At 46.1% G+C, this 13,575-nt stretch carries 18 protein-coding genes; 15 read left to right on the top strand and 3 right to left on the bottom strand.

Annotated features, from left to right (window positions below; translation table 11 throughout):
• Positions 1–116: 116 nt before the first annotated feature.
• The 14 genes from AYW75_RS07715 (at position 117) to AYW75_RS07645 (ending at position 9,575) form a co-directional block, all read left to right on the top strand.
• Positions 117–638: a hypothetical protein gene (locus AYW75_RS07715; protein WP_067097855.1), complete on the top strand. Its 522-nt coding sequence runs from the start codon at positions 117–119 to the stop codon at positions 636–638.
• A gap of 10 nt (positions 639–648) precedes the next feature.
• Entirely contained in the window at positions 649–993 is a 345-nt protein-coding gene (locus AYW75_RS07710; protein WP_067097851.1) for a hypothetical protein, read from the top strand.
• Positions 983–1,882 (top strand): recombination-associated protein RdgC, encoded by a 900-nt coding sequence (locus AYW75_RS07705; RefSeq protein ID WP_067097848.1) that lies wholly within the window; start codon positions 983–985, stop codon positions 1,880–1,882. Before AYW75_RS07710 ends, AYW75_RS07705 begins: the two co-directional genes overlap by 11 nt.
• A 136-nt stretch (positions 1,883–2,018) precedes the next feature.
• Complete coding sequence (locus tag AYW75_RS07700) at positions 2,019–2,429, top strand: hypothetical protein (protein ID WP_067097845.1); 411 nt, start codon at positions 2,019–2,021, stop codon at positions 2,427–2,429.
• Positions 2,430–2,590: 161 nt separating this feature from the next.
• Entirely contained in the window at positions 2,591–2,842 is a 252-nt protein-coding gene (locus AYW75_RS07695; RefSeq protein WP_067097842.1) for a hypothetical protein, read from the top strand.
• Positions 2,839–3,093 (top strand): hypothetical protein, encoded by a 255-nt coding sequence (locus AYW75_RS07690; protein WP_067097839.1) that lies wholly within the window; start codon positions 2,839–2,841, stop codon positions 3,091–3,093. Before AYW75_RS07695 ends, AYW75_RS07690 begins: the two co-directional genes overlap by 4 nt.
• On the top strand, positions 3,090–3,455 hold the full coding sequence (locus AYW75_RS07685; RefSeq protein ID WP_067097835.1) for a hypothetical protein: 366 nt from the start codon (positions 3,090–3,092) through the stop codon (positions 3,453–3,455). Before AYW75_RS07690 ends, AYW75_RS07685 begins: the two co-directional genes overlap by 4 nt.
• A 217-nt stretch (positions 3,456–3,672) precedes the next feature.
• The gene (locus AYW75_RS07675) at positions 3,673–4,218 is read left to right on the top strand and encodes a hypothetical protein (RefSeq protein ID WP_067097829.1); all 546 of its coding nucleotides are present in this window, start codon (positions 3,673–3,675) and stop codon (positions 4,216–4,218) included.
• 3 nt (positions 4,219–4,221) lie between these two features.
• Positions 4,222–5,679, top strand: a complete 1,458-nt coding sequence (locus AYW75_RS07670; protein ID WP_197478920.1) for a DNA cytosine methyltransferase — start codon at positions 4,222–4,224, stop codon at positions 5,677–5,679.
• A gap of 18 nt (positions 5,680–5,697) precedes the next feature.
• Positions 5,698–5,883 (top strand): hypothetical protein, encoded by a 186-nt coding sequence (locus AYW75_RS07665; protein ID WP_067097826.1) that lies wholly within the window; start codon positions 5,698–5,700, stop codon positions 5,881–5,883.
• Between the two features lie 464 nt (positions 5,884–6,347).
• Positions 6,348–6,959 (top strand): alpha-ketoglutarate-dependent dioxygenase AlkB family protein, encoded by a 612-nt coding sequence (locus AYW75_RS07660; RefSeq protein WP_067098824.1) that lies wholly within the window; start codon positions 6,348–6,350, stop codon positions 6,957–6,959.
• 109 nt (positions 6,960–7,068) lie between these two features.
• Complete coding sequence (locus AYW75_RS07655) at positions 7,069–8,079, top strand: tryptophan--tRNA ligase (RefSeq protein WP_067097823.1); 1,011 nt, start codon at positions 7,069–7,071, stop codon at positions 8,077–8,079.
• A gap of 14 nt (positions 8,080–8,093) precedes the next feature.
• Positions 8,094–8,957: a Tim44 domain-containing protein gene (locus AYW75_RS07650; protein WP_067097820.1), complete on the top strand. Its 864-nt coding sequence runs from the start codon at positions 8,094–8,096 to the stop codon at positions 8,955–8,957.
• Between the two features lie 105 nt (positions 8,958–9,062).
• Complete coding sequence (locus AYW75_RS07645; RefSeq protein ID WP_067097817.1) at positions 9,063–9,575, top strand: chemotaxis protein CheW; 513 nt, start codon at positions 9,063–9,065, stop codon at positions 9,573–9,575.
• Between the two features lie 62 nt (positions 9,576–9,637).
• Here AYW75_RS07645 and AYW75_RS07640 read toward each other — a convergent pair whose 3' ends face one another.
• Entirely contained in the window at positions 9,638–10,069 is a 432-nt protein-coding gene (locus tag AYW75_RS07640; protein ID WP_067097815.1) for an acyl-CoA thioesterase, read from the bottom strand.
• A 135-nt stretch (positions 10,070–10,204) separates the two neighbouring features.
• Here AYW75_RS07640 and AYW75_RS07635 point away from each other — a divergent pair, with 135 nt between their 5' ends.
• Positions 10,205–11,356, top strand: coding sequence for a methionine aminotransferase (locus AYW75_RS07635; protein ID WP_067097812.1), 1,152 nt, complete (start codon positions 10,205–10,207; stop codon positions 11,354–11,356).
• Between the two features lie 43 nt (positions 11,357–11,399).
• Here AYW75_RS07635 and AYW75_RS07630 read toward each other — a convergent pair whose 3' ends face one another.
• Positions 11,400–12,176 carry a precorrin-6A/cobalt-precorrin-6A reductase gene (locus AYW75_RS07630; RefSeq protein ID WP_067097809.1) on the bottom strand — a complete coding sequence of 259 codons (777 nt, stop codon included), beginning with the start codon at positions 12,174–12,176 and terminating at the stop codon, positions 11,400–11,402.
• A gap of 74 nt (positions 12,177–12,250) precedes the next feature.
• Positions 12,251–13,570, bottom strand: a complete 1,320-nt coding sequence (locus AYW75_RS07625) for a cobyrinate a,c-diamide synthase (RefSeq protein ID WP_067097806.1) — start codon at positions 13,568–13,570, stop codon at positions 12,251–12,253.
• Between the last annotated feature and the right edge of the window lie 5 nt (positions 13,571–13,575).

Here is a 13,575-nt window from a genome sequence, read left to right as displayed (position 1 = left end):
GCCCCCTTCTTAACTGCATACCAAATATCTACACGGCAGCTTAGATGCGGAGGCCGCTCCAAGAGTTACCTCACCCCGCAGGCGAAGCAACACCCACACCACCAGGAGACTTAACCATGTGCAACTGTATGCAAGACACATTGAGCTTTATGGAAAGCTTTATAAAAGACCGCTTGCCAGAAAATGCGGTCACTGAATCTTTTGAAGCTCGAATTATGCACTACCACTTTCGCTTTGATGGTAGCGACAATGCCGTACCAGCGATGATGATCGACAGCAGCCACAAAGTTAAAAAAGTGAATGGCGAAGAAGCCAAGAATCGCAAGAAGTACGAGACACCAATCTTTGGCACATACTGTCCTTTCTGCGCAGAGGCCTACAGCACCCCGAAAGAAGAACAAAAGCTTTGGGCGGTCGAGATCCACGGCCCCGGCTCACTAGTTGCTGCATCATCCCGCGCCGAAGCCGACTTCCGCGCCGCTCAGATCAACCAAGAGCAAAAAGAGTATTTGGAAGGCGTACCAGAAGACCAACGCCACAACGTGCCAAACGTAGAGGCTGTGGTTGTTGAGTGGGACGGCAAGCGCGAACACCACGCCGCATCCGTGCTTAACGCCGACTGGAACGATGTTTACTAAGGAGACAACCATGACAACCCCACGACCACCTATCGTGAAATGGAATGCGCCGGATACAGTGCCAGAAGTAGAGCTAGGCACTGAAAAGCAATTCTGGATCGCGGTAGAAACCAAACATGGCATTACTGTATTCGAAGCTCTTTACCAAAACCGCCCCTCGGTCGAAGGCGAGGACTGGACACTAATTGGCGAAGATGGCGAATACATATCAAGTGTTGGCTGGGTACAAAACCAAGCGCACTACGAGTTCGCAGACTTCTATGTGCCATTAGGCCTTTGCGAAAACTGCAAACTACTTGGCTGGGCTGAGTACGAGGCGCCTGAGTTCACAGGAGTAACTGCAAATGTGGCCTAAAACTCTACAACTATTCCAACTTAAAGGCCCCGTTGATTTCGCGGCCATTGAGCAAGCACTGCCAGAGCACCCACTACGCGAAGTAGGCGCGCAAGACGAATTCACGTTCGGCACCTTGCCGCTGATTCGTGGCTCTGAATGCTGGGCGATCGTGAGCAACGATTGCATGTTGTTCCGCTTTGGTAAGGAAGAGAAAAGCCTACCGTCGTCAGTGGTACGCGAAGAGCTTGAAGAAAAAGTGGCCGAGATCGAAACCATTGAGGGTCGCAAGGTTGGGCGTAAAGAAAAGGCCGACATTAAAGAAGGCTTGGTATTCGATCTTCGGGCCAAAGCGTTCTCTAACCTATCTGATGTGTGGCTATACATCGACAAGAAGGCTGAATTACTGGTGCTCAACACGACCAACGGAGCCATGACAGAGCAGTCATTCAAGCTGCTGCAAACAATGCTTGGTAGCTTTCCTATGGTGCCGCTGCAAGCGCAAGTATCGCCCTCCATGGTAATGACTGACTGGCTAATGAAAAACGAAGTACCAGCAAGCTTAGAAACTGGTGATACCTGCGACCTTCAAGACAGTTCAGAAGACCGGTCTTCTATTAAGTTCAAGAAACTTGAGCCGCTTTCCGAAGATGTAACGCGCCATCTTGAGCAAGGCATGTCTGTGAAAAATGTCGGCCTACGTTGGACAGATAAAATGTCATTCGTTCTATGTGATGACTTAACTATCAAGTCGATTAAGTGGGATGACGCACTTAAGGAGCAGGCTTTCAACGACTCCCAAGGGGGCACCCTATCCGATCTCGATGCAAACTTTTCACTGATGTCGCTCACGATCCGCAACCTCTTTCAAAGCCACTTTACTCACTGGTTTGAAATTCAAACTGAGTAATAAGTCACAAATACGCACCCACCGCCCCACGCGGTGGGCTTCGGAGAGCGCTCTTGTGCCGGTTATCCCTGCCCTCTATCCAGCAGTAAACGAGAGTGCTCTACCCAAGCCAACGTTAAAAAAAGGAGAACATAGAATGAACATAATTGAACTTACTAATAAGCTTAACGGCACTCAGTACCCACTAAGAATATCTAGTGAAATGCGTGAATCACTAAAAAAGTCCAATCTATTAATTATATATGGAGCCTCTGATGACCTAATTGAATTTGATGGTGCTTTTCGTGATGAGGTTGGCGTGCATGATGGTGGCCATGTCTTAATTCATCGTGAAGGCATTTTAGGTAACCGTGACGAGTTAGATACAGATGATGAGCTAATGCAGTGGCTTGACCATAAAGCTGCATCGAAAGAGGTTGAAGCTGTCTGGTGTAACGGAGAGTTCTCTTGGTCGTATAAGACACAAATTCCTCATACGACATTTGAAATATTAGATGGTGAAGAAAAATATTGTCTTGGGATGGTTATTTCAACACTCGATATCTAAAGCATCAAAAGAACCCTTGCATGCACGCAAGGGTTCTTTGATTTGCAGTCAGTAGGTGCGGCAACACCTAACTTTTCCGAGTGCCCATAAGTGGCTTGGGTTTGACTGCAATTCAAAGCGCCCTGCGCACCCTCCCAAACAAACAATCAAAGGTACTAACAATGACAACTCTACTTGTTAAGCAAGCGGTTGAGGCCGCTATACGCCTGTCTTATCAAACACGCGAAGCAGCTCACGCAAAAGGGCTGATTCAAGAAGCCGTGAGTTTAGAAGTGCAGCTACTTCAAGAAACCGCCGACAACGGCGCAACTCAAGAAGATCGCGAGCGCGCCAAGCGTACGATCAACCAACTGCTTTGGAACGGTGGCCGTCGCTACGTATATAAAGCAGAAGAAGCGAAGGTGGCAGCATGAATCTAGCCGAAGAAATCGCACAGTGGCAGCAGACCGGTAACCCAGCGCATGCCACAGACATTCTTTATCGCTTAGCTAAAGTACTGGACTCAAGCAAGCGCAGCAGTATTGAGCGCATCCAAGATGTCACCGTGGGTCATGGCTCTGGTGCAGATATTGAAAGCGGCATTCTCTGGGTGGTGGTCTACAGCCATAGCGCACTATATGAGCAAGTGGCTGAACTACAACGGCAATTGGAGGCAATAGCGTGAGTATAGAAATTGAAGTAATTACAACTAGGAAAAAGCTTACCAAGTCGATAGTAAAGCAGCTAAAGCCCGCATCCATTGGAGACATGCGTCAAGCGGTTAACGTGAATCATGAAGGCTACCATGTTCGCGATTTAGGTAACGGTTATTCGCCTAATGTGGCAATCCTAAAGGGCATCAATGAATGGTGCATTTTAGGCTTACGCGACTGGACTCCCAGTGGCGACCTAGAAATTTCAGCTAAACCCCTAAAAGGTCAAGGAACCTCATATAGGAGATTCAAGACCACAGCAGAGCGGGACGCATGGATTGAAGCTTATAACAAGGCAAAGGAACTATGCCTAAAGGTTCACTTAATACTATGAAGCAACATGAACCTAGCGAAATTTGGCTGGCTCCCAAGGAGTTCAAGCACGTAAACAAACACGAGTGCTTAGTCTGGATTTGCCACGACAACAACCACGTTGAGCTAGTGAAGTACCACCCGCCCCACTTCATCAACGGCTCAATCATCCCTGACATTTTAATCAAGGCCGTGGCCCACATCGTGGTCCCGCAGGCGCCGAAGGAAGGAATCATTCAATGACTATGATGCAAGATCGACAAGAGTGTTCAAGACAATCATGCCGCTGGACAGGCGTATATGCTGAAATGGTAAATCAACCTAATGGTGACGGCTTTTCATCTACCTTTGTGTGCCCTAAGTGCGGCTGTGATTCGTTCTATGTCATTGATAAGCCGATTGAAAGTGAGCGAGTTAATCATGCAAACAGGTTGATTAAATTAATCGCCACCCATGGTCGCAAGTTCTTAAGTCATGAAAATAAAATTGCTCACATGGAATTAGGCAAAGGCGGCAAGGTGTTCTACGTGGACGCCTACACGCGCCGCCGCGTTTACACCAACCGTGAGCATATTCAATGGTCTGGCCTTAGCGAAGGCGGAACCATGCAAAGCCTAATCTCACACCTAAAGCGCTACATTCTAGACGGTACGCCAATTGATAAGCGCCTAATTGCACCAAAATGCTTCCGCGAAGACGGCAGCAATATTTGGGGCTATGACCCAGTTGAAGCGGACAAGTTACGTGAGCAAGCCTTTAAGCTGCCAATGTTTCAGGAGGTATAGTGAATGCACTTCTTCAACAACCACGCAGGTCAGTTAGACCTGCACCTACCTCAATCATTGGTGATTGATAACTTTGCTGGTGGTGGCGGTGCTTCTACCGGCTTGGAAATGGCATTAGGCCGTCCCGTTGATATTTCGATTAACCACGACCCCGAAGCCGTGGCGATGCACACGGCAAACCACCCAGATACAGCACACTACTGCGAAAGCGTTTGGGAAGTTGACCCACGTAAGGCATGCGGAAACCGTGAAGTCGAAATTGCCTGGTTTAGCCCGGACTGCAAACACTTCTCGAAAGCCAAAGGCGGCAAGCCAGTAGACCGCAATATTCGCGGTTTGGCTTGGGTTGCTGTTCGTTGGGCTGCTACGGTAAAGCCTAAAATAATTATGCTTGAGAATGTTGAAGAGTTTAAAACGTGGGGACCAGTGAGAGACGGCGCACCATTTCTAGGGCAGAAAGGCCAAAGCCTGAAGGGTAAGAATTTTAAGACGTTTGTTAACGCGCTGAAAAAGCTTGGTTATATCGTTGATTGGAAAGAGCTGCGCGCTTGCGACTTCGGTGTACCGACTACCCGTAAGCGTTTCTTTCTTATCGCACGTTGTGATGGCAACCCTATTTCATGGCCAACACCAACCCACGGCGATCCAGCAAGCCTAGAAGTCCAATCCGGAAAGCTTAAGCCTTGGAAAACAGCCGCCGATATTATCGACTGGTCTATCCCTTGCCCAAGCATTTTTGAGCGTAAGCGACCGCTGGCAGAAAACACAATGAAGCGAATCGCTCGTGGCTTACAGCGTTTCGTCATCGAGTCAGATAAACCGTTTATTATCGGTGCTGGCGGGCCAGCATACGCAGGCAAGCCACGACCAATAGACAAACCAGTAAATACGATCACCACACAGAATCACTCCCAGCTAGTTTGCGCTTTCTTAGCCAAGCACTACGGTGGCAACTATACAGGCTCTGGTATAAGCATGAATGCACCGACCGACACAGTAACCACGGTTGACCATCATGCTCTTATCGCCAGCAACCTAGTAAAGCTTCGCAATGGCTGTATTGGTACAGATGTAAGAGAGCCGGTTCATACCATCACTAGCGGTGGTGGTCACATCGGAGAGGTTCGCGCCTTCTTGGTTAAATATTACGGAACGGGTGAAGGTTGCACAGTCAATGAACCGCTACACACCGTTACCACAAAAGACCGCTTTGGTTTGGTAACGATCAAAGGCGAAGATTATCAGATCGTAGACATCGGTATGCGTATGCTGTCACCGCGTGAACTCTACAGAGCACAAGGGTTTCCTGATTCATACGTAATCGACACCCTACCCGACGGCACCAAGCTTTCAAAGGCTGCGCAAGTCCGTATGTGTGGCAACTCAGTTTGCCCGCCACTTGCCGCAGCACTTATCAAAACAAACACCAGTCAAACAATCCGCCGCTCCGTTGCGGCTTAATATTTTTGAGAGGCAAATATGTACGAAAGAAAATGCCCCTGCTGTAAAGAGTCTATAAATTTTACGGTAGGGAAAAAATATGAAGTTGATTGTGGTTACTGTGGTCACAATGTTGGACAGCTATCAACTGATACTTTTAAATTTACAGAAGCAGCTAAAGATGACTTGTTAGTCTCTCTAGAAAAAAAGAAACATGGTAAATAGCAAAATGCCCCCATGACCTTAATTGGTTGTGGGGGCATTTTTTTATTGGTATAAATGCGCATGCCCTGTCATAGCCTTTCACTGTAAGAAAATGAATGTGGGGGCATCTACGGGGGCATATATAAAAATCGAAATAAAAGAACCCAGCAATAGCAATACTTTCAAGCCGCTTTGCGAGGGAGCTAGGCTCCACCATATACCTCCTACACTCTGCCAAATCCTTCCTAACACATTATTATGCATAAACCAGTAATTTTTATGCATTTCGTATTAACGCGTAGGAATTTAGATATGCAAATACGGCTTAACGGATCTCTCCTATTGACTAAAAAGCCGTAGGAAGCGAGATTGCCGACAATAGCGCTACAGCCTTGATTCCCTTATTACAAAGTGATCTGAAATAAAGACTACCAAGTAATTATCGGTTAGGAGCTCTCACACCACAAACAAGGGAGTCGATGCAAATGAATGATCTCTTCTCAGAAATTGAATCGGAACCTTTGTCTGTTTTACCATACGATGGCGATGTAACTTACTTCGGACATTTGATTCAGCCAGAGCAGTCCCACATTTACCTTCATCATCTGCTTAACGAAATTGATTGGCAATATGATCAAGCCGTGATTTTTGGTAAACACATCATCACCAAACGTAAAGTTGCTTGGTACGCGGAACAAGCCTTTCGATATACATATTCTAAAACCACAAAAATCGCTAAATTATGGACCCCTCTTCTATTAGAAATAAAAGAGCAAGTTGAACGAGAAACGCAAGAACAATATAACTCTTGCTTATTGAACCTTTACCATGATGGTTCCGAAGGTATGTCATGGCACAGTGACGCAGAACGCGAACTGGTCGAGCAAGGTGTGATCGCGTCCCTAAGCTTTGGCGCAAAGCGTAAATTTTCTTTCAAACACAAACACACCAAAGAAACCCATTCAGTTGAACTAGACTCGGGCAGTTTACTGGTGATGAAAGGCGTGACTCAACACCATTGGTTACACAGCCTTCCAACCACAAAAAAAGTCGGCACGCCTCGTATCAATCTCACCTTTCGTCAGATTAGAACCTAATTAATAGTCGCCACATTTGCACGTTTGAAACAGGGTGGTTTTAAGCTACGTATACCCTAATTTTTATGATAGGGTACACACACCTTTTTATATGATTGAGTAAGGGAAAATGGGTAAAGAAATTGTTTTAACCGGTATCACAACGACGGGCACGCCTCACCTAGGTAACTATGTTGGCGCAATTCGCCCAGCCATTGAAGCTAGCCTTCACGAAGACACAGAATCATTCTTCTTTCTAGCTGATTATCATGCTCTGATTAAATGTCAGGATCCTGAGCGTGTTAAACAGTCTCGTCTTGAAATAGCAGCAACTTGGCTTGCCTGTGGCCTAGATACAGACAAAGCAACTTTTTACCGTCAGTCGGATATTCCTGAAATAGCTGAACTAAACTGGCTCCTAACATGCGTGACTGCAAAAGGTTTAATGAACCGCGCACACGCCTACAAAGCTAGCGTTGATGAAAATACCACTAATGGTCAAGACCCAGACAATGGCATTACCATGGGGTTATTTTGCTATCCAGTATTGATGGCTGCAGACATCCTAGCTTTTAATGCTAACAAGGTCCCTGTTGGTCGTGATCAAATCCAACACATTGAAATGGCGCGCGACATTGGCTCCCGCTTCAACCATTTGTTTGGTGAGCACTTTGTCATGCCACAAGCACTCGTTGCAGAAGATGACAGTGCCATTTTAAAAGGCCTTGATGGCCGAAAAATGAGTAAGAGCTACAACAATACTATCCAGCTATTTGAAACTGAGAAGCAGCTTAAAAAAGGAATCAACAAGATTGTCACCAACTTGCTTGAACCTGGTGAACCTAAAGACCCTGAAAACTCAACGGTCTTTGATATTTACAAAGCGTTCGCCACCCCAGAGCAAACTGCAGAGATGCACCAAAAATTCTTAGATGGTATCGCTTGGGGTGAAGCTAAAAAGGAACTTTTTGAGCTGATTAATGGTCAACTAACAGAGCCAAGAGAAAAATACCTTGAGCTTATGGCGAACCCTGCCGAAATCGAAGCAGTTTTACAGGCCGGTGCTGAAAAAGCCCGTGCCCGAGCACGAGCTCTGATCTCTGACCTTCGTAAAGCAGTTGGTTTGGTTCACTTCGTCTAATTTGGAGAAACATCTTGAAAACATCTGTATATGCCTTACTTATGGCATTTGTATTAGCAATTGGTATGGGAGGCTTTGCCTCTGATGCTGAAGCAAAACGTCTTGGTGGAAGCAAAAGCTTCGGCAAAAGCTTTTCAACGAGTAAAAGTGCAACTAGCCCAACAAGTAGCAGCACATCGAAAGCGGCAGCTGCAGGCGGCACCACTAAAAAATCAGGCTTCCTTGGTGGCTTAGGTGGTGGACTTTTAGGTGGCTTATTGGCGGGCGGCTTGTTTGCTGCACTGATGGGCAGTGGTGCATTCGATGGTATATCTTTTGGTGATATTTTACTGTTTGCAGTCATCGGCTTCTTGATTTATAAGCTATTCTTTGCCAAAAAACGCCAAGCTGCGCAAACAGCGGGCGCTCAAGGCATGTACCGCGAAATGCCTAACTCAACGCGAGACAATGTACAACCTTCACCTATGTCTGGTATTTCTGGCTTTGGTTCTCAACCTCAGATTCAACTGCCGCCAGGCTTTAATGAACAAGCGTTCATTGCCGAAGCAAAAAGTCATTATGTAACCTTGCAGAAAGCCTGGGATGACAATAACTTCGAGGAAATCAGCGACTACTTTAGCGCGGATGTTTGTGCTATGTTGCGTGAAGAGCGTGCTAAATTTGGTTCAGATAAACCTCGTACTGAAGTTGTTTCCTTGATGGTAGACCTTGTTCGCGGCGAGTTTATCGGCTCAACAGCTTCTATTTCATTGCGTTTTAGCGGTTGGATCAAAGAAGGTGATCAAACCACCGAAGCCAATGAAGTGTGGCATTTAGAGAAAAACCTAGAAGATGCTCAAGGCAATTGGACGATTGTTGGCATACAACAAGACAACTAATTGTTACTTAATTTATCAAGCCAATGCGTTGCATTTCGTCTATTCTACTAAATATACGAGCAGCGCATTAGCGCATATCATCGGATTGATAATAGGTTTAGAGCCATGTCTGAATTAGCGACAATCAAAGAATCAGGAAATTTGCCTAGCGAAAGTAATAAAGGAGAATTGCTCCAATACCTTACTTTCAAACTTTTGGATGAGACTTACGGCATCAACGTAATGCAAATTAAAGAAGTATTGCGTTACAGCGAAATTGCTCCTGTTCCAGGTGCTCAGTCCTTCGTCCTTGGAATCGTCAACCTTCGCGGTAATGTTGTCACGGTAATTGACACTCGTGTTCGATTTAGTTTGCCTGAGTGTACTATTTCTGATGACACGCGAATTATCATTATTGAACATGATGGCGAGCAGATTGGTATGTTAGTAGATGCTGTTAAAGAAGTATTCTATTTGTATCAAAGTGAAATTGAGCAAAGCCCTAGTGTCGGTAACGATGAAGCGTTAATGTTTATCCAAGGTGTCTACCAGAAAGAAGAAGAATTAGTCATCCTTCTGGACCTGAACAAAATGATTGATTCTGATAATGAGCAACTTTCGATTGGCTCGATGATTTAATTATTAGTTTCCAATAAAAAAAGCAGCTTAAGCTGCTTTTTTTATTGGTCAAAATACAGAGATTAGAATTCGTTCATAGACTCATGAACGTAATCCGGCAAATCCTCTTCTGCAGGAATTGGTGTTGATTTGCCCGCATCATCAATCGCAACAAATTTAAATAAACCTTCTGTTACTTTTTCGCGTATTCCTATACGCCCACGTCGCACCCAAGCTTCTACATGGATATCCATAGAAGTGCGACCAACTGATTTAACGTAGGTATAGACACCTAAAATATCGCCAACTTTTACTGGGCGTATAAAACTCATACCATCTAATGAGACGGTTACAACACGTGTCTGAGCACGTTGCCCAGCGCATATACCTGCTGCGATGTCCATTTGAGACACCACCCAACCGCCAAAAATATCACCCGCTGGGTTAGTGTCCCCAGGCATTGCTACAGTGCGTGTCGTAAGGCGACCTTTAGTTTCGTTTACTTCCCCAGACATTTATTTCTCCTACTGTCGGAATCGACACTTTATAACAAAGCTGGCCGCCAATATCAGTAACTGTTTTGACTCTTTAACTCTAAAGCACTCTGAATTAGCATTACAGGCGCGATTTCGCTTAAAAGGACCAATATTATGCGCCAATTTGATAGTAAGCTACCGAGTACAGGCACCACTATTTTTACGCAAATGTCTGAACTGGCCGCCAAACATCAAGCGATCAACCTCTCCCAAGGCTTCCCAGATTTTGATGGGCCAAACGAGCTATTAAGCCGAGTTGATCATTACATTCAGCAAGGCGCCAACCAATACGCTCCGATGACAGGCGCTCCTACACTGCGTCAGGCGATCCAAAGCAAGTTGTCGCGCTGCTACAACCATCAAGCCGATGCAGACACCGATATTACCGTCACTTCCGGTGCAACAGAAGCCTTGTTCGCAACGATTTCAGCGTTTGTCCAACAAGGAGATGAAGTCATTGTGTTTGACCCTGCTTACGACTCCTATGATCCCGCTATTCGCTTAAATGGAGGCAATCCGGTACACATTGCCCTATTGCCTCCCTCCTTTGCTATTGATTGGCAAATCGTCGCAAATGCCGTGACCGAGAAAACCAAGGTCATCGTCGTTAACTCACCTCATAACCCAACAGGGACGGTATTCTCTAGTAATGATTTAGAAGCGTTATATGAATTAGCAGAACAGCATAATTTATTAGTCCTGTCCGATGAGGTATACGAGCACATCGTATTTGAAGGCGCTGAACATCAAAGCGTGTTACGTCACAAAGCGTTAGCCCAACGCAGTGTTGTCGTGTCTTCATTTGGAAAAACCTACCATACAACAGGCTGGAAGATTGGTTACTGTGTTGCTCCTGCGGCATTGATGGCTGAGGTACGCAAAGTCCATCAATATCTAACGTTTAGTACCAGTACACCGATGCAGTTGGCCTTAGCCGACTATTTAGCCGCGCACCCAGATCACGATGAGATGCTACCGAGTTTCTATCAGCAAAAACGAGACTTCTTCAATAAAGCAATGAGCGACAGCCGCTTCACATTTACGCCTTCGCCAGGCACCTATTTCCAACTGATGGATTACAGTGCTATCCGAGACATACCTGATAGCGAATTTGCGTTATGGCTGATTGAAACAGCAGACGTAGCGGCAATTCCAATTTCTGTGTTTTACCAAACACCGCCAGAAGATATACGCTTAATCCGTTTTTGCTTTGCCAAACGAGATCACACCTTAAATCAAGCCGCAGAACAACTAGTAACCTTATAAACGTTACGAGCGTGCCTTGCACAGTGACTTTAGTATTAATAAGTCACTGCTGCTGTGTTCTCTGTTTACGAGGTGACTTGGATGTGATCTCATTAATCGCGTTAATGAGTTTTGAGTAATCTGAAAAGCTTCGTTTAGCACCGCAAACGGTTGGACGTTTATGCAGTAAGACGGGAATACTCAGCTGGCGTGCGGCTTCAAGCTTAGCTGAAGTCGTATCTCCCCCAGTGTTTTTGGTCACGATGACATCAATATTATACGCTTCGAGCAGTTGTCGTTCGCATTTTACATCAAATGGTCCAATGGCTTTTAACCAAGTAATGCTGGTAGGTACATCAAACTTCGGAGACGACGCCGTACGCCATACACCTTGTTCAAAACGGTTTTGTGACATCAATGATTGTAGTAATGAAAGAGTCATCTGCCCTGCACTTAGCAAAGGTCGTTTAAAGCTGTTTAATTGCTCCAGTAACGCAGCATCATCAGTGTACTCGCGCCAGTCATCTCCGGCTTGAGGTTGCCAAGATGAACGTAAAAAGCGCCAAACAGGCACCCCTGTTTGTTTGCCAGCCTCGATCGCTGTTATGCTCATTTTTGCCGCGTAAGGGTGGGTCGCATTAATGACTAAGGCTACTTGTCGCTCTTTTAGGAATGTTGCTAGGCCACCAAACTGAGTAAAGCCTCCTATAATTACCTCACATGGCAACGTCGGCACTCGAACTAATCCAGCAATGGAATACAGCACATCATGGTTAAGTTGGCTTAATCGCTCCGCCAAATGGCGACCATCAGCCGTGCCACCTAACAATAGAATTTTCATAACCGCCCTTTTAATTCCATGATTTGTCTTACAAACCGCATTCAAAAAGGTTTGCGCATCAGCCTGCGCAAACGTCAATTAAGAAACAACGCAGCCGTGGCAGCAAAGTTGGAGGCAAAGAATAAATGCAGGTAACTGGCCGTCAGTCCTTTGTCGCGAAAAATAGGCTCGCCCAGCGCGGGATGTCGTTGGCGACGGCCATGACTGAGCGGCTCAGGGGTATTTTCACTTAAAGAACGATGATGCGCATGAGCACGAATGTCTCCTTCTGGTAACGCAGCGGTTTGCATTCCTTGGCAACCTCGCTTACCACGCATGGCACCATTACCTTGAATCAATCCCAACATTGGATAGGTGTTTTGCTCCAAGTCAGTCAAGGTTTCTAAGCTATAAAGCAGCCCACCACACTCCGCTAATATCGGTTTATTTGCAGCAAAGAAAGTTTGTATTTGATCTGACATGGCTCGATTTTCAGAAAGCTTTTGCGCATGCAACTCCGGATAACCACCCGGTAACCACAGCGCATCCGCTGGTGGTAACAATCGGTCTCGTAACGGTGAAAAGAACGTCACCTGTGCACCTAGAGCTTGCAACACGCGCAGGTTGGCATCGTAGATAAAGCTAAAGGCTTCGTCTTTCGCAACAGCGATCGTTTTGCCCTGCAACGGTGTACCTACGTCTGCTTGAGGCGCTACTTCTGGCGCATAAAATGCGATCGGTTCTGGTAAGGTTAATAGACTGGTATCTTCGGTTTCACTTAACCAACGAACGGCGGCTCTAAAACACACCTCTAGCTCATCGCCAACCTCTGACGCCTGAACCAATCCCAAATGACGCTCTGGCAGCGTCACTTCATCATTGCGCTTCAGACTTATTAATAATGGTAAGTTCTTAGGCAAGGCATCACGGATCAATTGTGCATGACGCTCACTGCCACAACGGTTGGCGATCAATCCTGCGACTGTCACATCATCGCGAAAATTTGCCAAGCCAGTTGCCACCGCAGCGGCCGTTTGCGCCATACCACCAACATCCATAACAATCGCTACGGGTATATTGAATCGGGCCGCCAAATCGGCACTTGAGGGCTCCCCATCAAACATGCCCATCGCACCTTCCACCAAGATTAAATCCGCTTCTTGTGCAGCGTCAAACAGCATTTTTTGACAATACTCGTCCCCAGCCATCCAAATATCCAATTGCTCTACAGGCTGCTTGGAGGCTTGCGCTAAAATCTGTGGATCAAGATAGTCTGGACCGGTTTTAAACACGCGTACCACTTTACCTTGCCCGGTAAAGTAACGCGCTAATGCCGCAGTAATGGTGGTTTTGCCTTGGTTGGACGCCGGAGCAGTTAAGAATAATGCGGGGCAATGGGCCACGTTTGTTGTCATTGTCA

Origin of the sequence: Marinomonas atlantica (assembly GCF_001639725.1) — a bacterium.
In the GTDB taxonomy this organism is placed as follows: Bacteria; Pseudomonadota; Gammaproteobacteria; order Pseudomonadales; family Marinomonadaceae; genus Marinomonas; species Marinomonas atlantica.
The sequence above is the reverse complement of the archived record's forward strand: the minus strand, read 5'-3'. Positions and strand labels throughout refer to the sequence as shown.

Excerpts from the sequence above, each read along its gene's own strand:
- AYW75_RS07715 (WP_067097855.1), top strand. The coding sequence starts at position 117 with ATGTGCAACTGTATGCAAGACACATTGAGCTTTATGGAAAGCTTTATA.
- AYW75_RS07710 (WP_067097851.1), top strand. The coding sequence starts at position 649 with ATGACAACCCCACGACCACCTATCGTGAAATGGAATGCGCCGGATACA.
- AYW75_RS07705 (WP_067097848.1), top strand. The coding sequence starts at position 983 with ATGTGGCCTAAAACTCTACAACTATTCCAACTTAAAGGCCCCGTTGAT.
- AYW75_RS07700 (WP_067097845.1), top strand. The coding sequence starts at position 2,019 with ATGAACATAATTGAACTTACTAATAAGCTTAACGGCACTCAGTACCCA.
- AYW75_RS07695 (WP_067097842.1), top strand. The coding sequence starts at position 2,591 with ATGACAACTCTACTTGTTAAGCAAGCGGTTGAGGCCGCTATACGCCTG.
- AYW75_RS07690 (WP_067097839.1), top strand. The coding sequence starts at position 2,839 with ATGAATCTAGCCGAAGAAATCGCACAGTGGCAGCAGACCGGTAACCCA.
- AYW75_RS07675 (WP_067097829.1), top strand. The coding sequence starts at position 3,673 with ATGACTATGATGCAAGATCGACAAGAGTGTTCAAGACAATCATGCCGC.
- AYW75_RS07670 (WP_197478920.1), top strand. The coding sequence starts at position 4,222 with ATGCACTTCTTCAACAACCACGCAGGTCAGTTAGACCTGCACCTACCT.
- AYW75_RS07665 (WP_067097826.1), top strand. The coding sequence starts at position 5,698 with ATGTACGAAAGAAAATGCCCCTGCTGTAAAGAGTCTATAAATTTTACG.
- AYW75_RS07660 (WP_067098824.1), top strand. The coding sequence starts at position 6,348 with ATGAATGATCTCTTCTCAGAAATTGAATCGGAACCTTTGTCTGTTTTA.
- AYW75_RS07655 (WP_067097823.1), top strand. The coding sequence starts at position 7,069 with ATGGGTAAAGAAATTGTTTTAACCGGTATCACAACGACGGGCACGCCT.
- AYW75_RS07645 (WP_067097817.1), top strand. The coding sequence starts at position 9,063 with ATGTCTGAATTAGCGACAATCAAAGAATCAGGAAATTTGCCTAGCGAA.
- AYW75_RS07640 (WP_067097815.1), bottom strand. The coding sequence starts at position 10,069 with ATGTCTGGGGAAGTAAACGAAACTAAAGGTCGCCTTACGACACGCACT.
- AYW75_RS07635 (WP_067097812.1), top strand. The coding sequence starts at position 10,205 with ATGCGCCAATTTGATAGTAAGCTACCGAGTACAGGCACCACTATTTTT.
- AYW75_RS07630 (WP_067097809.1), bottom strand. The coding sequence starts at position 12,176 with ATGAAAATTCTATTGTTAGGTGGCACGGCTGATGGTCGCCATTTGGCG.
- AYW75_RS07625 (WP_067097806.1), bottom strand. The coding sequence starts at position 13,570 with ATGACAACAAACGTGGCCCATTGCCCCGCATTATTCTTAACTGCTCCG.